The 24,571-nt window shown below is 45.1% G+C and carries 22 protein-coding genes and 1 pseudogene; 14 read left to right on the top strand and 9 right to left on the bottom strand.

Annotated features, from left to right (window positions below):
* Positions 1-58 precede the first annotated feature (58 nt).
* The 7 genes from L1D60_RS16630 (at position 59) to L1D60_RS16600 (ending at position 6,114) form a co-directional block, all read left to right on the top strand.
* Positions 59-244: a hypothetical protein gene (locus tag L1D60_RS16630; RefSeq protein ID WP_032548748.1), complete on the top strand. Its 186-nt coding sequence runs from the start codon at positions 59-61 to the stop codon at positions 242-244.
* 206 nt (positions 245-450) lie between these two features.
* Positions 451-1,824: a YcjX family protein gene (locus tag L1D60_RS16625; protein WP_239842092.1), complete on the top strand. Its 1,374-nt coding sequence runs from the start codon at positions 451-453 to the stop codon at positions 1,822-1,824.
* Between the two features lie 11 nt (positions 1,825-1,835).
* Positions 1,836-2,888 (top strand): TIGR01620 family protein, encoded by a 1,053-nt coding sequence (locus L1D60_RS16620; RefSeq protein WP_239842091.1) that lies wholly within the window; start codon positions 1,836-1,838, stop codon positions 2,886-2,888.
* A 105-nt stretch (positions 2,889-2,993) separates the two neighbouring features.
* Positions 2,994-4,538 carry a transcriptional regulator TyrR gene (gene tyrR, locus L1D60_RS16615; protein ID WP_239842090.1) on the top strand — a complete coding sequence of 515 codons (1,545 nt, stop codon included), beginning with the start codon at positions 2,994-2,996 and terminating at the stop codon, positions 4,536-4,538.
* Positions 4,539-4,547: 9 nt separating this feature from the next.
* The gene (gene rimJ, locus L1D60_RS16610) at positions 4,548-5,126 is read left to right on the top strand and encodes a ribosomal protein S5-alanine N-acetyltransferase (protein WP_239842089.1); all 579 of its coding nucleotides are present in this window, start codon (positions 4,548-4,550) and stop codon (positions 5,124-5,126) included.
* A 99-nt stretch (positions 5,127-5,225) separates the two neighbouring features.
* Entirely contained in the window at positions 5,226-5,702 is a 477-nt protein-coding gene (locus tag L1D60_RS16605) for a DUF2947 domain-containing protein (RefSeq protein ID WP_239842088.1), read from the top strand.
* 196 nt (positions 5,703-5,898) lie between these two features.
* Positions 5,899-6,114 carry a hypothetical protein gene (locus L1D60_RS16600; RefSeq protein ID WP_239842087.1) on the top strand — a complete coding sequence of 72 codons (216 nt, stop codon included), beginning with the start codon at positions 5,899-5,901 and terminating at the stop codon, positions 6,112-6,114.
* A gap of 125 nt (positions 6,115-6,239) precedes the next feature.
* Here L1D60_RS16600 and L1D60_RS16595 read toward each other — a convergent pair whose 3' ends face one another.
* The 3 genes from L1D60_RS16595 to L1D60_RS16585 all read right to left on the bottom strand — a co-directional run bounded on the left by L1D60_RS16595 (position 6,240) and on the right by L1D60_RS16585 (position 11,904).
* Positions 6,240-9,077, bottom strand: coding sequence for an Hsp70 family protein (locus L1D60_RS16595; RefSeq protein ID WP_239842086.1), 2,838 nt, complete (start codon positions 9,075-9,077; stop codon positions 6,240-6,242).
* Positions 9,078-9,319: 242 nt separating this feature from the next.
* Positions 9,320-11,272, bottom strand: a complete 1,953-nt coding sequence (locus L1D60_RS16590) for an Hsp70 family protein (RefSeq protein WP_239842085.1) — start codon at positions 11,270-11,272, stop codon at positions 9,320-9,322.
* Entirely contained in the window at positions 11,272-11,904 is a 633-nt protein-coding gene (locus L1D60_RS16585; RefSeq protein ID WP_239842084.1) for a DUF2760 domain-containing protein, read from the bottom strand. The genes L1D60_RS16590 and L1D60_RS16585 overlap by 1 nt, the downstream gene beginning before the upstream one ends.
* Positions 11,905-12,252: 348 nt before the next feature.
* Between L1D60_RS16585 and L1D60_RS16580 the strand changes: the two genes are divergently transcribed.
* Together L1D60_RS16580 and L1D60_RS16575 are read left to right on the top strand one after the other, a co-directional pair.
* The gene (locus L1D60_RS16580) at positions 12,253-13,803 is read left to right on the top strand and encodes a sensor domain-containing diguanylate cyclase (RefSeq protein ID WP_239842083.1); all 1,551 of its coding nucleotides are present in this window, start codon (positions 12,253-12,255) and stop codon (positions 13,801-13,803) included.
* 79 nt (positions 13,804-13,882) lie between these two features.
* The gene (locus L1D60_RS16575) at positions 13,883-14,413 is read left to right on the top strand and encodes a 3'-5' exonuclease (protein ID WP_032548762.1); all 531 of its coding nucleotides are present in this window, start codon (positions 13,883-13,885) and stop codon (positions 14,411-14,413) included.
* Between the two features lie 89 nt (positions 14,414-14,502).
* On the opposite strand, the gene L1D60_RS16570 is transcribed toward L1D60_RS16575, so the two are convergent.
* Together L1D60_RS16570 and L1D60_RS16565 are read right to left on the bottom strand one after the other, a co-directional pair.
* On the bottom strand, positions 14,503-16,188 hold the full coding sequence (locus tag L1D60_RS16570; RefSeq protein WP_239842082.1) for an LruC domain-containing protein: 1,686 nt from the start codon (positions 16,186-16,188) through the stop codon (positions 14,503-14,505).
* A gap of 12 nt (positions 16,189-16,200) precedes the next feature.
* Positions 16,201-16,671 (bottom strand): hypothetical protein, encoded by a 471-nt coding sequence (locus L1D60_RS16565; RefSeq protein WP_239842081.1) that lies wholly within the window; start codon positions 16,669-16,671, stop codon positions 16,201-16,203.
* 310 nt (positions 16,672-16,981) lie between these two features.
* Here L1D60_RS16565 and L1D60_RS16560 point away from each other — a divergent pair, with 310 nt between their 5' ends.
* The 4 genes from L1D60_RS16560 (at position 16,982) to L1D60_RS16545 (ending at position 19,292) form a co-directional block, all read left to right on the top strand.
* Positions 16,982-17,344, top strand: coding sequence for an antibiotic biosynthesis monooxygenase family protein (locus L1D60_RS16560; RefSeq protein WP_239842150.1), 363 nt, complete (start codon positions 16,982-16,984; stop codon positions 17,342-17,344).
* Positions 17,345-17,374: 30 nt separating this feature from the next.
* Positions 17,375-18,037 carry a hypothetical protein gene (locus tag L1D60_RS16555; protein ID WP_345772875.1) on the top strand — a complete coding sequence of 221 codons (663 nt, stop codon included), beginning with the start codon at positions 17,375-17,377 and terminating at the stop codon, positions 18,035-18,037.
* 63 nt (positions 18,038-18,100) lie between these two features.
* Entirely contained in the window at positions 18,101-18,850 is a 750-nt protein-coding gene (locus L1D60_RS16550) for a winged helix-turn-helix domain-containing protein (RefSeq protein WP_239842079.1), read from the top strand.
* Position 18,851: 1 nt separating this feature from the next.
* Positions 18,852-19,292, top strand: a complete 441-nt coding sequence (locus L1D60_RS16545; RefSeq protein ID WP_239842078.1) for a hypothetical protein — start codon at positions 18,852-18,854, stop codon at positions 19,290-19,292.
* 59 nt (positions 19,293-19,351) lie between these two features.
* Here L1D60_RS16545 and L1D60_RS16540 read toward each other — a convergent pair whose 3' ends face one another.
* From L1D60_RS16540 to L1D60_RS16530, 3 genes and pseudogenes are all read right to left on the bottom strand, one after another.
* Entirely contained in the window at positions 19,352-19,801 is a 450-nt protein-coding gene (locus L1D60_RS16540) for a TerB family tellurite resistance protein (protein ID WP_239842077.1), read from the bottom strand.
* Between the two features lie 169 nt (positions 19,802-19,970).
* A complete protein-coding gene (locus L1D60_RS16535; RefSeq protein WP_239842076.1) occupies positions 19,971-21,926 on the bottom strand; it encodes an alkaline phosphatase family protein in 1,956 nt (651 codons plus the stop codon).
* A 49-nt stretch (positions 21,927-21,975) separates the two neighbouring features.
* Positions 21,976-22,381, bottom strand: a pseudogene (locus tag L1D60_RS16530) (hypothetical protein); the annotation flags it as partial.
* A gap of 98 nt (positions 22,382-22,479) precedes the next feature.
* Here L1D60_RS16530 and L1D60_RS16525 point away from each other — a divergent pair.
* Positions 22,480-23,778: a MipA/OmpV family protein gene (locus tag L1D60_RS16525; protein ID WP_239842074.1), complete on the top strand. Its 1,299-nt coding sequence runs from the start codon at positions 22,480-22,482 to the stop codon at positions 23,776-23,778.
* Positions 23,779-23,863: 85 nt separating this feature from the next.
* Here the strand turns inward: L1D60_RS16525 and L1D60_RS16520 are convergent, their stop codons facing one another.
* The gene (locus tag L1D60_RS16520; protein WP_239842073.1) at positions 23,864-24,448 is read right to left on the bottom strand and encodes an FMN-dependent NADH-azoreductase; all 585 of its coding nucleotides are present in this window, start codon (positions 24,446-24,448) and stop codon (positions 23,864-23,866) included.
* Positions 24,449-24,571: the final 123 nt, after the last annotated feature.

The raw sequence follows: 24,571 nt of genomic DNA, 5'->3' as shown, positions 1-24,571 counted from the left end.
TATTATCAATGATATAGTGATAAACACATAGTTTGATATAAAAGAATAGGAGAAACGGATGCCTCGTTTTATTCAGATCCTACAGATTATTTTGGCCGTGGTGATTGGTGGTTTTGTTGGCTACGATCTGATCTTGAAAGGGATTAGCATCTTCGATAATAAATACGTTACGATCACGTGTGCCTTGTGGTTGATTGCAGAGATCGCACTGTTTGTTATCTACAAGTTGATAGAAGACGATTAGTCTTAGATAAGACCTGAAGTATTCAAAGCCCCTGATTATTGTCATAATCAGGGGCTTTTATTCATCTAGCATTAAGAAACGATATTAGATAATACCTCGCATAAACAGGACGGATGCATTCATTTACTTCTCTTTCTTATCCCCTGTTTTTGAAATACGCTGGTGTGCTACTCGCATGCATAGCTAAGTATAACGGAGTCGTTCGAATGAAAAAAATAACACAAGAAGTGAGTGACTTTATCAGTCGAGGAACGGATTCTCATATTAGAGTTGCGGTGACAGGCTTATCGCGTGCCGGTAAAACCGCCTTTATCACATCCTTAGTGAATCAACTTCTTCACACCTCAACGCACAGTAACTTGCCCCTGTTTACAGCGTCGCGTGATGGGCGCTTGATTGGCGCAAAGCGAATCCCACAGCACAACATGATGATCCCACGCTTTTCTTATGATGAGGCGATGGATGCACTACATGCAGAACCACCGTTTTGGCCGGTACCAACGCGCGATGTGAGTGAAATTCGCTTGGCACTCAAATACAAGCCTGCGAGTGGTGCAAAAAAGCTCCTCAGCAAAAATAGCACGCTGTATCTCGATATTATCGATTATCCGGGAGAGTGGCTTTTAGACCTACCTTTATTGGATATGGATTTCGATACTTGGAGTCAATCTCAGTTTGCTGCGCTCAAAGGGCAACGTGATGAATTGGCACAAGTATGGAAAGAGCAAGCAAGCGCTCTCGATTTGCTCGCTGATGCTGACGAGAAGCGTTTAACCGAGATCTCAGAGACATACACTCAATACCTACATGGCTGTAAAGCGCAGGGCTTGCATTGGGTTCAACCGGGTCGGTTTGTTTTGCCGGGTGAACTAGAAGGTGCGCCGGTGCTTCAGTTCTTCCCATGTATAGAACCAACGCAGAAGTATGGCAAAGAGAGTAACTACGCAGTGCTCAAAGCGCGCTACGAAGAGTATCAACAAAAAGTCGTGAAGGCGTTTTATAAGAATCACTTCGCGACATTTGACCGTCAAATCGTGTTGGTTGACTGTTTACAGCCATTAAACGCGGGTCATGACTCTTTTATGGATATGCGTGGTGCACTAGAGCAGTTATTAAAGAGCTTTAAGTATGGCCGTAGCAATATCCTGCGCCGTTTGTTTGCACCTAAGATCGATAAGATCTTATTTGCTGCAACCAAAGCGGATCATGTGACGCCGGATCAACATCCAAATCTTGTCTCCTTGTTACAACAAATGGTACACCCAGCTTGGCAGCAAGCGGCATTTGAACATATTGAGATGAGCTGTATGAGCATCGCATCGATTCAAGCGACCAGTGCAGGCTTTATCGCCTCTGGGACAAGCAGTCAACCAGCGCTTCAGGGCACGACATTGGATGGACAGCCACAAACGATGTACCCGGGCGAAGTACCAAAGAAACTGCCACATAAAAATTATTGGCAAGAGAACAGCTTTGATTTTACCAGCTTCAGGCCTATACCTCAGCATTCTGATGAGCCTTGTCAGCATGTAAGAATGGACAAAGCACTTGAATATCTGATTGGCGATAAGTTGAAGTAGGGGGTTAAAGAATGAGTGAATTGAAATCGAAACAAGTCTTCAACCAGCCATTGAACAGTGAATTCGCTGATGAAGAAACGCGTCAGAAGACGCCTGAGCTGAATGCGCAAACCGTATTTGAAGAGCAAGAGAAGTTTGTTCCTGCTGCTACAGAACAAGACAGCGAACAACAAGGTGAGCCAGAGAAACAACTAGAGCAGGTCATCCGTCCAAGTCGCGGTCGTAAATGGTTGGCTTCAGGTATGCTAACCGCTTTTGCGGGCTTAGTGGGCTGGCAGGCTATCGACAGTGTTGTCACTGCTATCCAAACCGCAGACTGGCTATCACTTGGTTGGGCTGGCTTTATGGCGGTGATTGCTTCCCTTGGTCTTGGCGCGATGGGTAAAGAGCTGTGGAAACTGCGTTCATTGAGAAACCATTTCAGTGTGCAAGAGCAGAGTGAATTACTACTCAAAAGCGACAGTGTAGGCAAGGGTAAAGCCTTCTGTGAAGATATCGCGAAGCAAGGTGGCATCATTGCAGAATCACCATCGTTTGATAAATGGAAGAACAGCATCAATCCAGCGCATAGCGATGCCGAAGTGTTAGATATGTACGATGCTATCGTGGTGTCACAGCAGGATAAGATTGCGACTAACCTTGTCACGCGTTACTCAACCGAATCGGCAGCACTTGTTGCGGTGAGTCCATTGGCCGCAGCTGATATGTTGCTGGTGGCTTGGCGTAACTTCACCATGATTGATAAATTGGCCGACGTATATGGAATCGAGCTAGGTTACTGGTCTCGCTTGAAGCTGTTCAAGTTGGTATTGGTGAATATGGCTGCCGCGGGCGCTAGTGAACTGGCTATCGACGCGAGTATGGATCTTGTTTCAATGGACTTAGCAGGTAAGGTGTCAGCTCGTGCTGGTCAAGGTTTGGGCGTCGGCATACTGACCGCACGTTTGGGCTTAAAAGCGATGGCACTGCTTCGACCAATGCCTTGGCATCAAGATCGCAAAGTGAAGCTGTCTCATATGCGTAAAGCGGTGGTTCACGAGCTCAAACGTATCGCAATCAAGTAATTATTGAGAGAAGAGTAAACATCTGTTTACTCTTCTTCTTGACTGAATAGAGGCCTTAATTCACACTACTGTCAACTTATCCTGACACCTTGAATAGGAATACTTGTGCGTCTTGAAGTATTGTGTGAAGACAGACTCGGCTTAACTCGCGAGCTGCTTGATATTTTAGCAACCAAAAGCATCGATCTACGTGGTATCGAGATTGATGTTAAAGGCATTATCTATCTGAACTGTCCAGATATCGATTTTGATGCCTTTAGTGAACTTATGGCTGAAATTCGTCGAATTTCTGGTGTAAAGGACGTCCGAAAAATTCAGTTTATGCCAAGCGAAAGGCATAACACTGAGCTAATTGCACTATTAGCAAACCTCCCTGATCCCGTTATCTCTATCGATCTAAAAGGTTCGGTGGATATGGTGAACCATGCCGCGCTGAATCTATTTGGTAAAGAAGAAAAAGACGTTGTCGGTGAACCGCTCTCTACATTCGTCCCTAACTTTAACTTCACACGTTGGATTGAAGGTGACGTTAAACGACACCGTGAAGTGGTGGTGTTGGATGGTCTAGATTTTTCTATCGAGATCCTTCCTGTTTACCTAGGCGGAGATGTGAATGAGCCGGTTTTGGCGAGCGGTGTAATGACGATTCGTTCATGTCAGCAAGGTCAGGCACAGCAAGACTCTCTCCCGGAGCAAAACAACCTAGGTTTTGAACATTTTGTCGGTGTCTCTAACCGTCACAAAGCGCTCATTAGCCAAGCTAAGAAATTAGCTATGCTTGATCAGCCTCTGCTTATTGAAGGGGACACAGGTACAGGTAAAGAGATGCTGGCGAAGGCGTGTCACAATCGCTCTCACCGCTCTTCATCGCCTTTCCTTGTCTTGAGTTGCGCCTCTATGCCAGATGATGTTGCGGAAACGGAACTGTTTGGTCACGCACCGGGTTCATTCAATCATGAGCAGGGCCACAAAGGTATCTTTGAGCAAGCGAATGGCGGTACGGTTTTCCTTGATGAAATCGGCGAGATGAGCCCGCACCTTCAGATTAAGCTATTGCGCTTCCTACAAGACGGCAGCTTTAGACGTGTTGGTGAAGAAGAAGAGATGCACGCAGATGTTCGTATCATCGCTTCAACGCGTCACAAGCTTTCTGAGCTGGCCGATTCAGGTTCATTTCGTGAAGACCTGTTCTATCGTTTGAATGTACTGACGCTTTCTATTCCTGCATTAAGGGAGCGCTCTAACGACGTTGCACCGCTGCTTGAGCTTTTTGTCGCTAAATACGCGCAACAACTTGGAATGCTCAAACCTAAGCTAACGGCTGAGTTGGTTGAGCAGCTCGGTAACTACCAGTGGCCAGGAAATATCCGTCAGCTGGATAACATGGTACTGCGTGCACTGACTGAGCTAGAGGGTGATACCTTAGCGATTGAACAGTTCCATTTACCTCAACTAGAGACAATGAACTCTGGAATGGCGAATTTAAGCCTAGATGGTTCACTAGACGAGATAATGAAAGATTACGAATCGCAAATATTGGAAAAGCTATACCAATCTTTCCCATCGAGCCGAAAATTGGCTAAGCGCCTGAATGTGTCGCACACCTCGATCGCTAATAAGCTTCGAGACTATGGTATCCGAAAAAACTAGGGACGTTTGATGGAAGATAGGAGCACTCCTGAGCGTCTATACAAACGCTCAGAGAACATTATTGTGCGCACCGCAGAAATAGACGATGCGTCCTTGATTAGTGGGTATTTTCAAGCAAACCGTGAACATTTAAAGCCGTGGGAGCCAACACGCGAAGAGGCGTTTTTTGAGCGCACTGGTTGGGCTCAACGCCTGATTAAGCTCAATGAGCTACATAGAATGGGTTTGGCTTACTACTGTTTGATTATTCACGCAGAGACCAACGAGATGCTTGGAACCGTATCGTTCAGTAACCTATCTCGATTCCCATTTCACGCGTGTAACCTGGGTTATTCTCTGGCGAAAGATGCTCAGGGTAATGGATATATGCGCAAAGCACTTCGAATGGCATTGGACTACATGTTCGAGGTGCAGAAGATGCATCGCATTATGGCTGGGTATATCCCGCACAATGAAAAAAGCGCTGCGGTACTAAAACATTTAGGCTTCGAGAAAGAGGGCTTTGCTAAAGACTACCTCCTGATCGATGGTCAGTGGCGAGACCATATACTCACTTCATTGATCAACCCGAATTGGCGCGATAAGTAATCGCGATGTTCTAGAATTAAAATTTGCTGAGCTTTTTGCGCTCGGTAGTAAGAATATCAAGCCGGATAAACACGGCTTTTTAATAGTTAAGGAAATTTGATGTCATACACAACTTTGGACGAATACCAAAGAAAATGGATTTTCACTCATCAGTCAATGCCATTGCCTGCTGAAGACTTAGAAAAGATCAAACCTATGACACAGGCGCGTGCCTCTCAGTTCTGGAAAGAGAACGTAAGCCCTCAGAGTCCAGACGCAGATAGACTGAGCTCGCAAGATTGGCCAAGCAAGCCATCTAACTGGGAACAAGAGATCAGCTGGATGGAAAATTGGGAAGCTGACGAACCAGACATGCCACAAGAGATCTTAGACTTCATTGACTGGCAAGACGACGTAACTGTTTATTTTTGCTACGAAAAATACAATGTTCTTGAGACCAAATGGTCAGTGTTTAAGAAACACTGGAAGAACTTTTTGTTCTACGATGATGGTCCAATTTTGCTTGGTCGCCGTCGCTCACAGGCACTGTGGTTTGCAACTAATGGTACGGTGAAGATCGGTAATCGCGCTGAGTAAGATCTTGGTATTTACTTTGGCGTGATCAGATGAAAAAGCGGGCTTAATGCTCGCTTTTTTGATCCTAATGAAAGGGTATAGATTGGTGTGTTAAGACGCGATATTCTCAAAATGAGATCGCTATCTCATTAGTTTATTTGAAGTTTTTTCCTTATGAACTAAATTTATAGTACTGCCTTAGTGGAGGTGAAGTATTATGATTTGGGAAACTCTCGAACGTGTAAATAAACTTCGCAAGGAAGCAATGGAAGATCCAGATTTCTTGGATTCGGCAAAAATGCATGAGGAGTGGATATTAAATGAAACTCATCAGCCATCAAAAAAAGGAGCAAAACCGAAGAAACCTAAAAAACTGTCTGATATTTACGAACACACGGAATTTACGATTAACCCAACCGGAACAAAACATTAGCAATGACAAACCACTCAATGGTTCAACGAGTTAAAAGGTTAAACAAGGTAACCAACATAAACTAAAAAGCCACTTTCAATAACGGAAAGTGGCTTTTTTATTTCAAACCGAATATGGCTATATCATTAGCTATGAATCAAACTCAGTCCGCTTGGCAGGGCATCACCAAATACGCGTTTAGACTCACTTTCCGAAAGCTCAGTCACTTCAGTTACCAGCGTTAACCATGAGTCTGGCACTTTACTGCTCTTTAACTTCTCAACGACTTGTTCGCGGAAATCATCAGAAATATCGAACAAGCGGTCGCCCGTTTTACGACAAATCATTACCGCAGCAAACGCGATCATTGGCTCTTTGTGCCAGTTTTGATCAAGCAATTTAGGTAGCCACTGCTCAGCCTGCTCACGAGGAATCACACTATGTTGGCTGCCATAAAGAGGAGTGCGTGACGCCAAGCGACCTAGAGCCCACCAGTGCGCTTGTTCAAATTGATTATGGTTAATCGCTTTGTTGAGGAACCAAGTAGAGAGCAGCGCTTTGTCTTCTACCTCTAATTGCTCTAAAGAAGCCGCCAAACGAACCATAGATTCATAACCGTGGTCTTGCGCATCTTTTGCTGATTTCGGGTTCTTCATCGCTCCTGGGTGTAGGTACTTAGCGATATCCGCCAAGATGGTTTCTTGCTGCTCTTGATTTAACCCGCCAGCAACGCGACGCCAGAATACCCACCAGTCTGTCCAACCTTGGTGATTCTTGAACTGAATACCTTGCTGGTATAAACCCCAAAGTTGCTCCATACGCCAAGAGTCTGTTGGATCTCCAAATCCAGGGCGCATTGAATACCCAGCTAAGCGAAGCCAGTTTTTCTCATGTGCTTCAGAGCGACGGCGACGTTTTCTACCTAGAGAGAAGGTATCAAACAGGTGACGCAGGGTAGTGAAGTCCCACTCATCACGTTTACCTAAGCGCTTTTCCAGATCTTTCGCGAGGGTTTTGATCTCTTTCGACTCTGCACTTTTCTTGTTACCACTGTAGAGGCGAGAAACGAGCTCTTTACACTCTTCAAGGCGAGGGTGAAGCTTCTCTTGCTCTGCATCGTCACCTTGCTTATTACGAACCTCAAACTCCAATGACCAACGCTGAGTATCATCATTTACGCTCACACACTCCATCTTAAGTGTGCCAACTTCGGTCAGTTGGCAAGCGAGCTGTACCTCAACGCGCTCTTTTTGGTTCGCTTGTAGCTCTTTCTCATCAAAGCTTTCAAGTGTTGATATATATGGCGGCAGAGGTGAGAAAAGATCGGCATCAACATCGACCATCACACCATTTTGAATCGCAGTATCGTGAGCGATTTGATCATGGGTTGACGTCAATAGGTTAAATCGAACAGGCTCGCCCAGAGTCAACGAAAAACGACGACTGCTTAGACGAATCTCGTGGCCTTCTTCGGTGCCTTTAGCCAATAGACAAAGTGCTTTGCCCATTTTGTTTTTTTCTTGCAGATGCAGGAAGTAAGAGCGCGCAGCACCCCCACCAATTTTAAGTTGTGCGCCACGTCGTGCTTTACCAAAGGCGACCGCACCTAGAGCTACCGACCAGTCTGGATGAGGGTTATCTAATACTGTGATGTCAGAGCCTTTCCAGCTAGTCATTAACTGAGTGATACGCTCGGTAACCAAATCACTGTTAAACACACCACCATTCAATAGGATTGCGACCGGAATCGCGGGGGCGGATTCATCGTACTCAATGGCAGAGTTTTCTAGAGCCGCTTTAGACACTTGCTGATGTTGCGTTAGGAACTCGGCGATGTGTTTGCTTACTGCTGGATCAGCAACATACGGAAGACCAAACTCAACCACCGCACTGCGGCGTTTGTCTGGCACTTCATTGAAGTCAGAAAGAGGGAAAAAGCCTTCAAGCGCGATCTGGTGAACTTCAGCTTTGGTCAACCCAATGCTTTTTGTGCCGCCAAGTAGTTTCGAACCACTGCCAAGCATGGTGATTTTTACATCGTCTGGCGCTTGGCTTGAGAGAAGGTTCTCTTTTGCACTACGAGTCTGCTGAATTAGCTTAGTCAGACTAGAGGCATTCAGTTTCTTGCTTTGGTTGAAACGTTGTTCAGCAAGGTGAGCTAGGGCTAAGTCGAGGTTATCACCACCAAGCATTAAGTGTTCGCCAACACCAATACGATCAAGGGCGAGTTCTGCTTCACTACCATTGCTGGAATTAAAGCGTGCTTCAATCAAGCTTAAGTCGGTCGTACCACCACCAACGTCACACACCAAGATCAGTGGTAGCTGTTCAAGTTCTTCAGCCGCTGTTTGCTGGTGGCGTGCATACCAGTCGTAGCAAACCGCTTGAGGCTCTTCGAGTAGTAAGATCTTATTAAGACCGGCCAGTTGAGCCGCTTCCAAAGTTAACTTACGTGCGGTTTCATCAAACGATGCAGGCACAGTGACTACCACATCTTGATCTTCAAGTTTGTTGCTTGGGTTGCGGTAGTTCCAAGCTTGGCGGATGTGGTTAAGGTAGCTAGCGCTTGCCACAACAGGCGAGACCTTATCAACGTCACTCGCACCCGCCCACGGCAAGATATCTGAGTTACGGTCTACGGCTTGGTGGGAAAGCCAGCTTTTTGCACTAGACACTTGGCGACCTTCTACTTTCGCACCAAGCTCACGTGCCCATTCACCAACAATCACATTACTGATATCACCAGATACAGGTTCCACGTCCCACGGCAAGGTAAGATCGTTCTGTGCAATCTGCCCTTGAGCAGGGTGATAACGGAAAGAAGGGAGTAGGGGTTTACGAACGACTTCACCAGGGCCAATAAGTTGGTCGATGTCGAACAGAGATACAGGGGATTGTTGTAAGTCGTCGGTGATTTCACAGTAAGCAACCACTGTGTTGGTGGTGCCCAAGTCGATACCGACTAAGAAACGAGGAGATGCCATACAAAACCTTATTCTTCCTAAGTGATGACCAGTTTATTGAAAGAGTGGATCTTATTGTCGTTATTTTAAACGTCGTTCCCGACAGATGGAGTCGTACCAATTTTAGTACACAACTGAGTCGGGAATATCATCACTGTAGGTTTAAATCTATCGGTTAAAACAGATTCTCTAATTCGCCGCAACTGCGGCAGGGAATCACGTTTTGATAAAATAACGGCACCCGCTAAGGTGCCGTTGAATCATTATGCTTGTTCGATTGAGTCTTGGTTCGAATCTTCACGAACGTCAAACTCAACGTGCCACTTCTGACCGTTGTCGGTGGCAATAGCTTCTAGGTAAAGCGTACCTAGCTCTGTGACGCGTGAAGCAAGTGTTACAGGAACCACTTCACCTTCACGTCGACCTTCAGACACAGGTAGAGTCACTTGGATCTCAGGTAGCTCTTCTAGATCTTCAGGTGCCCAATGATCCAGGTGAGTACCAGCTTCATCATCACGACGTGTTGTTGAGCCGAAGAATTGGAAGTGAACCGGTTGACCGATTACTAGGCCGAACTCTTGACTTGGTACTTGAACGCTCGAACCTTCTTCCATACCAAATGGTGCAACACACAGTGCTTCCATTGGAGGAGCCATACCTGGAATCGCTGGCATCGCGCTTTCAATACCTACGTAGTAAGCCGAAGCAATACCACCACGGATACGTACGCCTTGACCACGACGAACTGCGCCGTAGTATGAAGCGCCACTTGCAACGGCAAGATCAAGGTCCAGACCAGAAAGCTGCTTAGCAAATTCGGCGTCGGCGTTGATCAACCACTCGTTGATCGTGTCTGAAAGGCGATCAGCCAATAGACTCGATTTCAGAACACCACCGTTGAACAGGATCGCTGTTGGTTTGATGAAATCGGCAGCTGGCGCTTCTGCACCCGGCATGCCTGGCATGTTTGCGAATGGGTTGAAATCTTGTTGAGCTGCTTCGTCATTACCTGAAAGCGCGTTTGCCTGTTTAGATAGGAAAGCGGCAATGTGACGAGTAATTCCCGCGTCTTGAGCGTAAGGCAGACCCATTTGAGTCAGTGCGCCACGTGTTTTCTGAACAGGGTGATCTGTCACTGCAACTTTAGGGAAGAAACCATCAACCAGTGTTTGTTGAACTTCTTGTTGCGTCAGCTCAGTTTTCAGCGTTGCGCCCAGTAGCTTAGAGCCACGGCTAGGTACAACGATTGGCACAGCTTGAAGTTCGGCATCGTTCAGTAGCGCTTCTTTTGCATCACGACATGCGTGAGTCATCGCTTGAACTTGCCAAGGAGCCAGCTCTTTGCCTTCTTGGGCTAGCTTCATCTTCAGACGGTAAGCAAGAGCCAAGTCCATGTTGTCACCGCCAAGTAGGATATGCTCACCTACCGCAATACGGTTCAGCGTTAGGTTGCCGTCGTCTTCAGTAACTTCAACCAAAGAAAGGTCGGTAGTACCACCACCGATATCGACAACAAGAACGATGTCGCCAACTTCAACTTCATCACGCCATTGATCGTTGCTGTTATCAATCCAGCTATACAGTGCAGCTTGAGGCTCTTCTAGTAGAGTCAGGTGCGTGAAGCCAACGTTACGTGCTGCTTCTGCTGTTAGGTCACGAGCCGCAGGGTCGAAAGAGGCTGGAACTGTAATCGTCACATCTTGCTCAGAAAGCGGGTGTGATGGGTTAGCGTGGTTCCAAGCATCTTTTAGGTGTTCTAGGTAAAGCTCTGTTGCTTTCAGCGGCGATACTTTTTCAACTTCTTCAGGGCTACCTGCAGGAAGGAAAGCATCACGACGATTAACACCCCCGTGGCATAGCCAAGATTTCGCACTTGCGATAAGACGGATTGGCGTTTTTGAGCCTAGATTACGTGCAATCGCACCAACCAATGCTTTTGGCTCTGTTGACCAAGGAAGAACGCGTGACGCTTCGTTCATCTCATGTTCGTGCGGTTGGTATAGGAATGAACCTAGTTGGCTGCGTGTCTCTACAGTGCCTGGTGCAGTAAGCTGAGGAATTGGCATTACTTCAACTCGTGCATCTTCATTGGTTGTATCAATGAACGAAAGAACACAGTGCGTGGTACCTAAGTCGATACCAACGCTGAACTTAGCGCCTTGCTCTTGTGGCTCTTGAGACGCAGCGTCTTGAGATAAGTGGTTATGCTGTTCCATTATAGCTCTACCTCTGCAGGTGCAATAACAGATGCATCGTAGTTTTCAGCAAGCTTAGGAAGCTTCATCTCAGTCGCTTTCCAACCTTTGTGTACCAGTGTACCGTTGAATGGTGCGCTACCTGTTACGTTACCGGTTAGGCGAACTTCTTGTGGGTTGAAGCCCTCAGCTACAGTAATACGTGTTTCTTCGTCTTCATTACGGATGTGAGAAAGAGTAACGTAGTCGCTTAGTACTTTTTGGCCGCCAGTGTGGATAACACGAGCTGCTGCACCTACTTCTTCGTCAGAGAACGACGTTAGGTCTTCTTTCAGGAAGTCGATTAGGCGAGCTTCTTGTTGCATGATAGACAGTAGTTGCATTGCAGAATCTGTTGATGCGGTTGCTAGTTTAGATTCAACTTCTACTACTTTTTCGATGACTTTTTCTACTTCAACGACTTTTTCAACTTCTACGATCTTCTCGACCGGTTTTTCTACTTCAACAATTTTCTCTACTGGTTTCTCAACCACTTTCTCGACGACTTTAGATTTGCGAGATACAGCGATCAACAGTAGTAAAACGCTCGATGCTGTTAGGCCTGCGTGAAGCATATCAAACGTTTGTGGGATAAGGTTTAAATCAAAGTTCATTGTGATTTCTCTTTAGATTGATTTAACGGTATATTCGCTTGTATAGATGAATATACTGGTCGGAAAGAATCTAGTTTTACACTTTGGTAAATGCGCTTCTTTCAAGCTATAAATATGGACGGATACTAGCATATTCAAGGTCTAAGAGCTTTATTTAATGTTTTTGATAAACGTTTTTTTTGGTTTGTTAGCTTGAAAAATCATCGAGTTCTGTTGATTTAATGACCATTAATGTCCGTGCTTTGTAAATAGTGTTAGTTCTATTCCAGAATCATCCCTAAAGAGGAATAGAGACTGCCATGTTGTCAGTGTATACTTTCGAATCAATTACCATGTTTTGGAAGCTCTATGCCCCATACTATCGACCCTACAACCGGGTTGAAAAAACGAACGCTCCCGTTAGTTGCTTTTTCTGTCACATTTTTGATAACGGTGTTGTGTCTCGTACTCGTTGCTATAAGCCAGAGTCGTTCCTTAAAGGCAAATTTAGACAGTTTTGCTGATCATCAAACGTTGAGTTTGAAAGCCTTTATAGATAACGATGTGGCCTACATTGGCTCTGGTGCCAATTTCTTTTACTCCAATGATCCTCAAAATTGGGATAAGTTCGATCGTTTTGCAGAGCAAACTATCAATGGCTCTAAAAGCCTGATCGGGCTGCAATGGATGCAAAAAGTCACCGCAGACGAAATTGAACAGCATACTGCGAAAATGAAAGCGATCCATCCATCTTTTGAACTCTATACCATTCCTAAACACGGTCCCAAGACTTACGGCTATGTGCTGGATGGTGAACCTGCCTTCATCGCAAGCGACCTTTACCCAAACACAGAGCGTAACGACAAGGTACTCGGGTTCTACTCCTCCCGTGAACGCTTTAAGCGCATCGTGGAAAACATTCGCGAGACACGCGAAGCGAACATCTCGGATAAAGTTCGATTACTTCAAGATGGTTTGAGTCGAGATCTACCGAAAACGGGCATGTTGGTGTACCACCCAGTGTTTGATGGTCAAAGTGACAATCTGCTGGGGGTGGTAATTGGAGTGATACGTACAACCTTCTACTTTGAAAACCTATTGGCATCGACTGTGGGTGATATGGATGTGTACGTTCGTGTTACGGATCATGGATTCGAAGCGGAAGATGCGCCGCTATTGTTTGAATCTGATGGATTTGAAAGCGTAGATGGCCAGCATATTACGAAACACATAATGCTGACAAATCGACAATGGACGATTGACTACAAGATCAACTCATACATATCTTTTGATGGTTACCTAGTGTTGGCGGGCATTGCGCTCGTAGGGACGATGATCTCACTGTTGTTGGCGTACATAGTAAACCTGCAAGTACGAGAAAAAGAGCGTCTCTATCAAATGCTAGACAAGAGAACGGAAGAGCTGCGCTTTCTTGCCAATCATGACAGCCTAACCGAGATTTATAATCGTCGTGCCTTCAATAAAATGCTCGACAGTGCCATAAGAAGCGATAAGCCTTTCAGCTTGATTGGGTTTGATATCGATAAGTTCAAAGCGATTAATGACGAATTCGGTCATCCTGCCGGCGATGCTTTGCTAGTACACGTGATTAAAGTTATCTCTGTGAGTCTTAAATCTGGCGATAATCTATTCCGAATTGGTGGGGATGAGTTCTGTATTCTCTCCACAATCGCCGAAAAAGAACAACTGTCAGGATACTTGGACTGCATTCTTAATCGAGTTCGTGAAACGGTTTGTGAACACAAAGATCAACAACTGCATTGTACATTGAGCATTGGCGCGGCTATTCGTGTCAGTGAAGATACGGAAGAAATTCTACAGTTGACCGATAGTATGCTTTATCAAAGTAAAGTAAATGGACGAAACCAAGTGACAATTGCAGGGGAATTGAGCACTTGAAACCTCCAGGGTCGAGATCTTGCAGCGGCTCAGGTACAATCGGTCCTTTGAAATTTTTGACGGGATAATTAGGCAACGTATGAATCACAATCGAGTAGTCTGTTTCGATTTGGAAATGTGCTGTTGGAACGAAGACGGAGTGGGAACAACGGGCGAGATCATTGAAGTGGGTCTGGCCGAGATTGATCTAGCATCCGGAGAAATCGTGAAACGAGCGCAGTACTACGTTAAGCCTGAGAAAGATGAAGTCTCTTTGTTCTGCGCTGAGTTGACGGGTATTACACCACGTAAAATTGAGAAGCAAGGGCGTCCACTCGCGTCAGTGGTTCAGTCGATGATCAAAAATTTTGGTGGTCCTAATAAGATTTACGCAGCTTGGGGACGTGACGACCTAATCTTACACAAAGAGTGTATTGAAAAGGGGATTGAACCTCCGTTTACCGAGTTCTTGAATATCGCGACCTTATATCGCATCCAACATCGTCTGAAAGATAAACGTATTGGCCACCGTGCGGCTCAAGAAGCGCAAAATATCGAGTGGGAAGGTCGTCAGCATTCCGGTTATGTCGATGCTTATAATCTCGCTAAGTTGACGTTGACCATGCTTTAAAGCGAACGCTATAAACGAAAAAGCCATCATGATTGATGGCTTTTTTGCTATTGGTGGCCTGGATTGTCATTCAGGTTTTTGGTTTGTGTTTACCATGTTTTGTTCGCATTTGGGTTAGCATGCCAGTTAGGTTTATTTACGCCACCACTTTCCGCCCAAGGTTTGATGTCTGGGTACGCTTGGCTAGTATCTGTTCTCTCGTATGGATGAGCCCAGTTTGCAGGAATATCCAGTGCCCACGGCAGACCAGCTTGGGTTTGATAGAACTCATTATTCTCGGCAACACTATCATCATCACCGACACCGAAGATACTGGTGTTGGCTAGGTCGGTACTAGGGTAGTTCATCAAGTGGATCTCTTTGTTTCGAGAACCAACTTTGAAAATGAATGGGTTGAACGCTTTTGGCGCTAAGCTACTCATTGAACCATTAATCACCAGTGATGCGCTGTAATCTACAGCACTTCGGTTGTCACCCGCTTCAGTATTGTAGAAGTTTGATGAGCCGTTGGCTGGCAGCAAGTCACTTACACTGTCAATCAATACGAATACCATCTCGCCACTGTGACCAGACTCAGGAGTGACGGTTGTAGTGACACCGTTAATGGTGCGAGTCAACGTACCGACATCAGACGCTTCTAATCCAGCTAAAGAAATAGCAAAGCTGTTGTCATCAGCAGCACCACGCGCTACGGCTTGGCCATAGTAATCGAATCGAGTGATTTCATTGCTTGCGTTGGTGTAAACACCGTAAGCGTAACGGGTAACGAAATCATTGAGGTCGTAATCACCTTCATAAGGCCATAGATCTTCATATGCTAATGTGTGCCAGCCAGTTGTTGGTGTGCGGCTGTAGAACGCGATATTCGGATCGTTTGGAGCGTAGTCGTTGGCATCAGCAACACCGTCGCCATCACTATCACCAATTTCAGGCCAGCTGATTTCTGCAAAGTTACTGATTAAACCGTTGGAATCGACTGCGGTAACTTGAACCTTCCATAGCTCTCCGTCTGAAGTTTGATTCGCTGGCAGGGTTGCGCCGTTGTTGTCATTCTTGCCGACAAACTCATCATCTACATAGAAACCTTGGCCAACATCCACAAACCAACGGTAAGTGTAAGTTACGGAATCGCCGTCTGGATCGGCTGGGTTAGGCCCTGTTACAGAAACAACTAACGGGTCGTTATCACCTAAACCACTGCTTCGAGATAAAGTCGGCGTGAATGGAGGATCGTTTTCAATCTCGGTATAGGTCACGGTCAACAAGCTGTAATCAAGAGTGGTTAACCAACCGTCACCATTAACGTCGATGTCCAGGTCGACATTAACTAACCCGTCATCCAGCGAAGCAAGGGGTAAGTCAAAAACAGTTGTCGACCAATTGTTGTTGGTACCTTGAAGGAAGCCGGGGTTGAGCAAGGTTCCGTCTACGGTAACACTATCGTATTCGCCGTTTTCACCGTGATGAGCTTCTGAATCTACATCATAGGCATAGATAGTAAGGGTTGCAGAAGTCACCTGTGCACCAGATGGAATCGAAATATCGTGTTGCCAAGAGTAGTCTTCGTTTTTATTACTGTAGATCGAAAACCCGTACCCAGAAGGCGCAACATAATGAGGAGAGGTACTGCTGGCATTGATCTTTTGAGTCACAGTCGTAGAACCATCGCCATTATCTGTCGTTTGGTTTTCCGAAGCTGCTGCTAATACTTGATTGGAAAAACTACACGCAGCAATTGAACTAGCCACAAGCAGTGATTTTTTGAAGTTATCCATAATTCCCACTCCTTAATCTGCGTCTAAAACGATGTCACAGCTGACATACAGATCTTTCATAATGTCAGCGGACTCAACCTGAGAAACGCACTCATCGCCGCGCACAAGTGCTACCAGCTTAATTCCTTGCCAAGTATCTAAGAGGCTTAAGCTATTCGTGAGTTGACCATCGCTGTTCGTCATCCCAGTGAAGAAGGGCTGTGAATCTGTGCCGTCACTGCTCATGCTGTATAGCTTGACGATGTGAGAGCCACGAATTGCTGCGGCTTGGCCGTCACGTTGCGATACTTCACTGACTACGTTAATGGTCAAATCACGAGTGGTTGAGCCACTCCACTCAAATGAGCTCGGTACGGAAATGTCGGAAAAGCTCTGTGTTGGAGCTGGTGCTGAGGTGCTTCCACCACCGCCGCCACCACCTCCACATCCATGTAGGGTGAGAGCAACGGCAGTCGTCAATATTGTCGGAATTAGCTTTCTCATGGTCGGTTCCCTTTTATCCCTAAAAATCTAAATAGAGCAAAGAGAGTGCCAAAAAATAAGTGGTTGAAATTTATGCTTTTTATTTGGGTTTTTTATTTTGGAAATAAGAGTGTGGGTGAATATATCAATATGAGAATCAAAATGATGGAAGAGGGATGAATGGTGATTGTAATAATGGGTTTTGGAACGTTTTGATGCTCCATCAACGAATTAGCTTTTAATTAATATTAAACATCACCTCGCGGTCTTTTTATCGCCAAATCTTGTGTTAAGTTTCTCTCGCTTTTACAAGGGAGTGACCATGAAACCAATGAAAATAAGAAAGTCTATCAATCACGCACTGGGTATTTTGACGTTAACCGTGAGCAGCTTGGCAATGGCTAAGCCAGTAGTGCTGATCAATACCTTTGCCGTAGATGAGTCAAGCGAAGAAGTGACACTTGAGTACTGGGAGGCTGCGAGAGATATTCTGGAGCAACAACCGGGCTATATCTCGACTAAATTGCACCGTTCACTCAATGATGATGCGACTTACCGTTTCATCAACGTCGCGCAGTGGGAGAGCGAGGCCATGTTCAAAAGTGCAATTGCGACCATGAGAAAAGAGTTACCGCCAATGATGATACAAGGTGTATCTGCTGATCCTGCCTTATACCAGATTATACGAGACTAAGAGATGACGCTGATGAGAAACATAACCCCGATGACTTTAGCTTTTTTTAGCTTATTTTTATCTTTTAATATTAATGCGGCGGCTTTCGGTGTCGCGGTTGCGTGGAAAACGGACGATGCGCAGGCCGTATTTGATGCAATGCCAAATCAAAAGAAAGCCTTTGCTAACTTGATTGATGCAGGCCTAATTCACGATATGTTTGTGAGTGAGAGCTTCATTGGCGATAAGTCGTTTCCGATTATTAAGTTTGTGATGGAAGCCAACAGTGAACAAGAAGTTCGAAATACGATAGGTAATTTGCCTCTTCAATATAAAGAGCTGGCAGAAATCACTGAAGTTAGAGAGATGGGCAATAAATGGCTGAACTCGGAGGTTGCCTTCACTAATTATGCTGTCGAGTTGAGTTGGAAACAGCCAGAAGACAAATTGCTGGTGGATAAGGTGATTGGCCGAGATCTGCAGAAAATTGTTGATTGGAGTGCAACGAGCACCATTACGTCGGCGTACCTCTTTAACAAGGATATTTCAGCGTCAAAGGATGGCGGAACGCAAATGATTCGCCCTGTTTATTCTATTGCTGTGCTTGCTAAAGATGAAGAGCATGCAAGACAAGTAGCGAACGAATTAGAAGCGGTAAAACTAGGCTTTGCGGATATTCACGTTAGCGAGTTGGGTTTCAAGCTAAAGCTTTGATTCTGATATAATATTTCTATGTGTGCTAATCTATAACGATTAGCACATTCGTTTGTCTACGGTATGGATAATAATAAAGTAACCTTAAATGACTTAGTTCTTGAGCTTGATACTTGTACCTTGCGAAGCACGACGTCTTCCCACCAAGTTAGCCTCTCTTATTCAGAGTGCCTGATTTTAAATCTCTTATATAAAGAATCCCCTAAAACCATCAAGCGTGATGTTCTTCTCGAAGAATGTTGGCCAGGAAAAATCGTGACTAACAGTTCGCTCAATGTAGCGATTAAGAATTTACGTAATGCATTGATGACGTTTGATGCACCTTTTAAGGTGGTGACGGTGCAAAAAGAGGGCTACTGCATTCCAGCTTTCGATTCTTTAGCTTCTATTCCTACTATGGAGGAGTCGGAAACCAAGGAAAAAACAAGCACTCAGAGTGATTTGAACTCCAAAGATGCTTGTGAGCCACTTACTTCCCCAGAGAGCGCGATGTTTGGCTTAACGGGAGCACAGCTCATAAAAGGCGCATTAGGGTCTTTGATTGCTTTAGGGCTCTTTATCACCTTCTACCAAATGGCTTTTTTCATGAGCGATGAAACTATTGCTGGTATCGAAGTGGTTCATGACGACATTAAGATCGTGAGTAAAGATGAAGCACTGTTTAATAAGCTCTCAAATCTTGGCGTGACTCGTCTGTACCTACATGATCGAGGGGTTGGCTGTAATAACATTCAGGCTGTCGCTCTCATTGATGGCGAGTGGACGGATATTTCTCCTGAATTTTCCTCACTCTCTTGCCGAGAAGAATCCTAAGATGCGACATTTTTTAATCCCTATTATTTTTGTCACTGTACTAATTTTGTCGGTAGGACTTGTCTCGGGTATGTCGACGAATAATGCCTATCAATTTAAGGTCGCTTATGAGGGTTTGGGCCATGAAGAAGTGACACTGCGCCTGCGAAATGGCAGAGCTAAAATGCATTATATTGGCTATGACCGATATGGAAAGGTGCTGCATGTTAAGCAGTTTTTTGGTGTCTTTCTTCGCTGGGGAGATCACTATTATCTCTATCAAATAGAACAAGATCAGGCATCGAACCCTCAAACCTTTAACGTAAAAAACCTATACATTCGAGAGTTAGAAAACAAGCGTAGCGTGATGGTATCTGACCAAAGAGGGTTGTTTATCAATCAAGATGGGCTGCCTTTACAGCTAAAGGGCATATTTTATGGGCGTTCGCTATCTCGCGATTAAGGCCAACCCTTTTAAAGTTAGCCTTTATGAAGCGGATTTATTCTCTGTGAACTGCAGCGCTACTCTTCACCGAGTACGCTTAGTTTTGTTTTGATGAAGTCGCTGTGGTCAACGTAGAGCAGTTCCGCTGTTTTACGAATCACAGCATCTTCCATTGGGTCGATCTCGCCATCGGCATGCGCTACTTCCCACATCGTTTTAATTAGATCGATACGTACAGGTTGCGAAAGTTCACGAAGCTGTGAAGTAAAGTCATAGAGAGAAACGGACTGTTCTACTTGCGGTTGTGCTTTCTTGAGCAGCTCTCCGGCTTCTTCTTCTGTCAGCCCCAGTAAGCGTTGAATCAACATCAGTTTTGCCGCTTGCTCGTTTTCGTCTATTTCGTGGTCGGCACCTGCAACTTCACACAGCAAGCTTGCAATCGCAATATTGGGTGACGCTTTTGCGTTTTTACTAAGGTCTTCGCCTTCAATCAGTTGTTTGAACAGTGAAGTAAGGGAATTAAACATAACAAGCTCCAATAGTGCGAAACAGATTTAAATTGCAGGCTAAACCGGATTGATAATGTAGAGATATAGGTAAGCCTAATACTATTAATATTGGGCTTGCTTTTGCTGATCGCAAGTGGATTTACACTATGCTGACAAAACTATAGGTAGTCTGGCGATGCATTTAGCCTTAATCAGGCTCCGGGAATCGAGTGACTTTACCATCACCGCTTAATGTGGTGATTGAGATTGGTTTACCCGATTCATCGAGCTTCAACTCACCAATGGCACTTCGGTTTGAAAGGCGGTAGAAGTTCTGGTTATCTGGGCTTCGTTTCTCGATTTTCAAACGCTTACGCTTGGTGAAGTAGTTAAGTATTGAACGTGGGCTGTAGAGCAGGCGATCACATACGTCGCAAAACTTAAGCAGAGCAGCGGGGAACTCGTTCTTAATGCCGCTGCAGGTGATCTGATAAATGTTCGGACTGTTTTTGCGATAACGCAGTTTAATGTCGTAAGCAAAGGAGTAGTGCACATCACCAGAGAGCACCACAAAATTGGTCGGTGTCTTAGTATGCGTGAAAATGCTAATCAGAGTGTTTGCACTGCCTGGGTGAGCCATCCAGTTCTCTGCATCAATTACCAATGGCTGACCGCACGTCGTCATGATTTTCTGCAGTGCCTCGATGAACTTAACCCCAAACATTGGCGCAGCTGAGATGATGATCACCTTATCTTGATGCATGAGCTGGTGTTGAAATTCAATCAGTGCTTCCCAGTCCATTAAGCCTGAAGGTTTATTCATGCGAGATTCTGAACGCCAGCGTCGAGTTCGCGTATCTAAGACGATCACTTTGGGTGACAAATCGATGGTGTAATGCCAATCTTCAAAGCGATTAAGATATTCAACAAATCCTTGGTGCGCTTCTTTGTCGATCATCGGGTGCGCTGTTTGAGTCTCTTCAGTGGTTCGAACATTAAAGACGGACTTCGCGTGTTGGAAAAACAGATCATCAAACTTTTCAGGAGCATTTCCCCAGCCTTGGCAAAGCCAGTAGGAAGCAAGACCATTCCCAATCACTTGTGTAGCGAGTTGGTTTTGTATAACGGCTTGTTCCCATCCGACGGTGAGGTTCCAATCATCAGTAACGTCGTGATCGTCAAAAATCATATAGGTTGGGATATGCGCCAGTAAGCGTTGTACTTGTGGTAACCCCTTGATGAAGTCGTTAATGATCTCTGTTTCATCACGCCATTGTTGTTGCTCTAGCGGAGTGAGTTTTCTGCCACCTTGCTCAAAGTTGTTTTCAATCAGGCGTTCACGGTTAATGCACTGCCACAGAGTCGGTGACCAAACCAACAGGTACATGGCAACGAACTCAGAGAGAGTAACCAAATGGTTTTCACATTCACGAGAACTAAAAATTGGAACTTTGCGATTTGGAAACAGCTTATCCAATAATGAATCTGACTGCGGATGATGAGGCAAATAGTGATGGCGCTGATAAAGATGGTACTCACTTGCAAACAGCGATTGGCTGCTATCAATATCATTGATTTGCGCATCGGTCGGTAGCCGCTCATCTGGAAGACCAAGCAGTTGAATGACTTGCCAAATCGCATCTAGCATGGGGCCCGCAACATGATCAGCGTAGATCTGGTCTCCGCTCATCATTAACAAGTCTGGGCGTTCTAATGGTGTTTGCTTTTCTACCTTGTTGTCAGCCGCAACTAAGCTATCTTTACTCGGGTGATGTGGGTTACGGCAAGAGCCATGCAGAATGTAGTTTGACTCTTCAGAGACAACAAACTCAACCCGTTGGTTATCATTATATGTGAGGTGGGGAGCAAGAGCTTTGAGTCCACCTTGTTTGGTCTCGATATCATATTCGAGCGGCGTATTGGTTGGGAAGTCACCGTGAAGTTGAAGCAGTGTTACCCACGCTGAAACGCCGATTTGGAAGCTTTGCTGTTCACCTAACTCGGCTTGATGACAAGCCTGATCTTGCTCGCGATGGTAAAGCGAAACCATGCCAGAAAGCGGTTGGCTAGTTACGACCCAGATGACAATCTCTTGTTTGGTCGTTTTACGCAATATTGGGCCAGCAATTAGCAAAGGGAGTGTTTGAGGTGTCGAAAGCTTCACAGTGTTCCTAAAATGGTGGTAGTGGACTATTCTTTAATTATATTAAGTCGTTATCTAGATCGGGTGTTTCGAGTATTTCGATAACTTCTGAGCTAGAAAGTTCATGACCCATTAAAAATAGAGCCAGCATCGCATCGGCTTTTGTCTTGGTATCTGAAGGAGCATCAAGTATTTGTTCGAGTTTTTCTCGGATCATGGTAATTTCGTGCTCCACAAAACCACGGCCTTCTTCGTCTCCTTGCGTTTCTTCAGGAGCGTTATCAAATTGAAGAAACAACAGCTCACCATCAAGCGTGGTGTCAACGAGTCTTTCTGGTAACCAAGCCTCTCCCATGACAACGTCAGGATCGGCATCGCTCGGAAGCTGGTTTATAATGTTTTGTAATTCGGAAACTTTCACAATACTTTAAATTGACCATAGGGTGATCTTCATTGTAACGGTCAATGACGATCAAACCTAAAGTTAGTTGCTTAAAATTAAGATAGTTGACCACAATTGGTTAATAAATGTCTATTCGGTAGCATAAAACGGCTCAACAGAGAAAAAACAATAATGAAGAACAAATTAATAGCAACCATGGTTAGCTCGGGTGCGCTACTTAGCAGTGGTAATGCAGCAGCGATCGAAGAGCAAGAGTGGGGGATAGCCGCGATGTTTCGAACGGCGAGCATCCCTTATGACACGTCTGGTGGCGATCAATCGGTGAGCTCGTTCGTGCCGATGTTGTTTTTTAAAAATGACTACGTGTTTATTGATGGCACTGAAATGGGGGCATACCTGCTTGAGTCTGAAGATGAGAAATGGTCACTGAATGCGATCTCGCGTATGCGTTTTATTGATATTCCAGCATCAGAGCAAAATGCGATAGAAGGTGATACTGCTGACTTCGGTGGACAGTTGACTTATCAAATTGATGATGAGTGGGCGGTCGAAACCGAAATAATGAGTGATAGTGAATACAACTTCCACGGTAACTTACGTGCGAAAGGTTTCTATGAAGTTGGTGACTGGGAATTTACCCCAAGTGCGACCCTTCGCTATAAAAGCGCCGACTTCAACAGCGAATATTATGAGGTAACGGGGAAGAATATCGGTGCCGGCGTTGATTTGAACGTGGGGGTGGAAGCTAGGTATCACGTTATTTCTAACCTTTATCTACTCGGTTCAACCAGTGTGACACGCTTAGATGACAACGCTTATGAATCATCGATTGTGGAAGATCGCTATCAAGGTGAACTCTACCTTGGCTTTGGCTTCTTTAACGATAAAGAGAAAGCACCAAAACCTCGGTTGAATAACCTAGCCTACCTTCGTGTGGCGCACGGTTGGGCAACGCCATCAAACATTGGCGACATCATGAAGTTCAATCGCGAGAAAGATGAGTTTAACAACCAGCTTACGTCGTTCTTCTACGGTCACCCTCTGACGGATGAGATCTTTGGTTTCCCGTTGGATATCTATCTAACGCCAGGTATCGTTCATCACTGGAGCTCAGATGTGCAATCGAGCAGTACGGAATATGTGGTTGCGATTAAGGCTTACTACACCTTTAATTGGCCAACACAATGGCGCTTTGGTGTCGCAGAAGGTATGTCCTACATCGATTCCATTACCTACATTGAAGCGACAGAAATGGAAGAGAAGGGTTACACGGCGAGTCATCTACTCAACTACTTAGACTTCTCGTTTGATGTCAACGTAGGTGACCTGTTTGGCAAGAACGATTTGAATAATCTTTGGTTTGGTTATTCACTTCATCATCGCTCTGCAATCTTCGAGAACGCCTCACAGTTTGGTCGTATCAAAGGCGGCAGCAACTACAACACGGTCTATTTCCAGTATGAGTTTTAAGCTCAGCCGGATATAAAGACGAAAGCCTCATTCTTATATGAGGCTTTCTTTTTTTCTGTTTACATATAGCTAAGCGATTGTGCTATTAAGCCAGTTCAGCGAGCTGAGCTTGTGCTTCTGAGATGCCTTTTGCTGCTGCGTCTTCACCCATGTTGAGTGCTTCTGCGTAAACAAATTCCACATCTGTGATGCCAACGAAACCAAGTACCGTGCGTAGGTAAGGCGTTACGCTATCCGTTGCTGCGTCTTTATGGATGCCGCCACGAGTCGTTACGACAATCGCTTTCTTACCTTCAATGAGACCTTTAACGCCAGTTTCGGTGTAAGTGAACGTCACGCCTGCACGAGCAATTAGGTCAATCCAGTTTTTCAGCTGAGTTGGGATAGTGAAGTTGTACATAGGTGCCGCAATCACTAGCGTATCTGCTGCTTTGATCTCTTCAATTAGAGTGTTTGAAAGATCAACAACCGCTTGCTGTTCTTGTGAAAGGTCTTCAGTTGCGCGAAGAGCAGTTGCCACAGAGAAGTCTAATACTGGAAGTGGGTTTGCAGCCAGATCGCGAACGGTCAGTTTATCTTGGTCTACATTTTTGATGAACTCTTCTACCAGTTTAGTTGATTGAGAGTAGTCACCTAGGATGCTTGATTTTAGGGCTAATACACGAGACATAATGGTTTTCCTTGAATAAGTGCTTTTGCTATGGGGGCATTATAGGAAATCCAACAGAGCCTAAAAGGCGATAGATTCGCTTAACTTGTTCGAAAAAATTGAATGATTGTCGGGGGCTGCTTT

Source organism: Vibrio sp. Isolate30 (assembly GCF_022397975.1).
Classification (GTDB): domain Bacteria; phylum Pseudomonadota; class Gammaproteobacteria; order Enterobacterales; family Vibrionaceae; genus Vibrio; species Vibrio fortis.
The sequence above is the reverse complement of the archived record's forward strand: the minus strand, read 5'-3'. Positions and strand labels throughout refer to the sequence as shown.

What these genes read in the sequence shown, in the direction of transcription:
- L1D60_RS16630 (WP_032548748.1), top strand. Translation starts at nt 59, where the DNA reads ATGCCTCGTTTTATTCAGATCCTACAGATTATTTTGGCCGTGGTGATT.
- L1D60_RS16625 (WP_239842092.1), top strand. Translation starts at nt 451, where the DNA reads ATGAAAAAAATAACACAAGAAGTGAGTGACTTTATCAGTCGAGGAACG.
- L1D60_RS16620 (WP_239842091.1), top strand. Translation starts at nt 1,836, where the DNA reads ATGAGTGAATTGAAATCGAAACAAGTCTTCAACCAGCCATTGAACAGT.
- rimJ (WP_239842089.1), top strand. Translation starts at nt 4,548, where the DNA reads ATGGAAGATAGGAGCACTCCTGAGCGTCTATACAAACGCTCAGAGAAC.
- L1D60_RS16605 (WP_239842088.1), top strand. Translation starts at nt 5,226, where the DNA reads ATGTCATACACAACTTTGGACGAATACCAAAGAAAATGGATTTTCACT.
- L1D60_RS16600 (WP_239842087.1), top strand. Translation starts at nt 5,899, where the DNA reads ATGATTTGGGAAACTCTCGAACGTGTAAATAAACTTCGCAAGGAAGCA.
- L1D60_RS16595 (WP_239842086.1), bottom strand. Translation starts at nt 9,077, where the DNA reads ATGGCATCTCCTCGTTTCTTAGTCGGTATCGACTTGGGCACCACCAAC.
- L1D60_RS16590 (WP_239842085.1), bottom strand. Translation starts at nt 11,272, where the DNA reads ATGGAACAGCATAACCACTTATCTCAAGACGCTGCGTCTCAAGAGCCA.
- L1D60_RS16585 (WP_239842084.1), bottom strand. Translation starts at nt 11,904, where the DNA reads ATGAACTTTGATTTAAACCTTATCCCACAAACGTTTGATATGCTTCAC.
- L1D60_RS16580 (WP_239842083.1), top strand. Translation starts at nt 12,253, where the DNA reads ATGCCCCATACTATCGACCCTACAACCGGGTTGAAAAAACGAACGCTC.
- L1D60_RS16575 (WP_032548762.1), top strand. Translation starts at nt 13,883, where the DNA reads ATGAATCACAATCGAGTAGTCTGTTTCGATTTGGAAATGTGCTGTTGG.
- L1D60_RS16570 (WP_239842082.1), bottom strand. Translation starts at nt 16,188, where the DNA reads ATGGATAACTTCAAAAAATCACTGCTTGTGGCTAGTTCAATTGCTGCG.
- L1D60_RS16565 (WP_239842081.1), bottom strand. Translation starts at nt 16,671, where the DNA reads ATGAGAAAGCTAATTCCGACAATATTGACGACTGCCGTTGCTCTCACC.
- L1D60_RS16560 (WP_239842150.1), top strand. Translation starts at nt 16,982, where the DNA reads ATGAAAATAAGAAAGTCTATCAATCACGCACTGGGTATTTTGACGTTA.
- L1D60_RS16555 (WP_345772875.1), top strand. Translation starts at nt 17,375, where the DNA reads ATGACTTTAGCTTTTTTTAGCTTATTTTTATCTTTTAATATTAATGCG.
- L1D60_RS16550 (WP_239842079.1), top strand. Translation starts at nt 18,101, where the DNA reads ATGGATAATAATAAAGTAACCTTAAATGACTTAGTTCTTGAGCTTGAT.
- L1D60_RS16545 (WP_239842078.1), top strand. Translation starts at nt 18,852, where the DNA reads ATGCGACATTTTTTAATCCCTATTATTTTTGTCACTGTACTAATTTTG.
- L1D60_RS16540 (WP_239842077.1), bottom strand. Translation starts at nt 19,801, where the DNA reads ATGTTTAATTCCCTTACTTCACTGTTCAAACAACTGATTGAAGGCGAA.
- L1D60_RS16525 (WP_239842074.1), top strand. Translation starts at nt 22,480, where the DNA reads ATGAAGAACAAATTAATAGCAACCATGGTTAGCTCGGGTGCGCTACTT.
- L1D60_RS16520 (WP_239842073.1), bottom strand. Translation starts at nt 24,448, where the DNA reads ATGTCTCGTGTATTAGCCCTAAAATCAAGCATCCTAGGTGACTACTCT.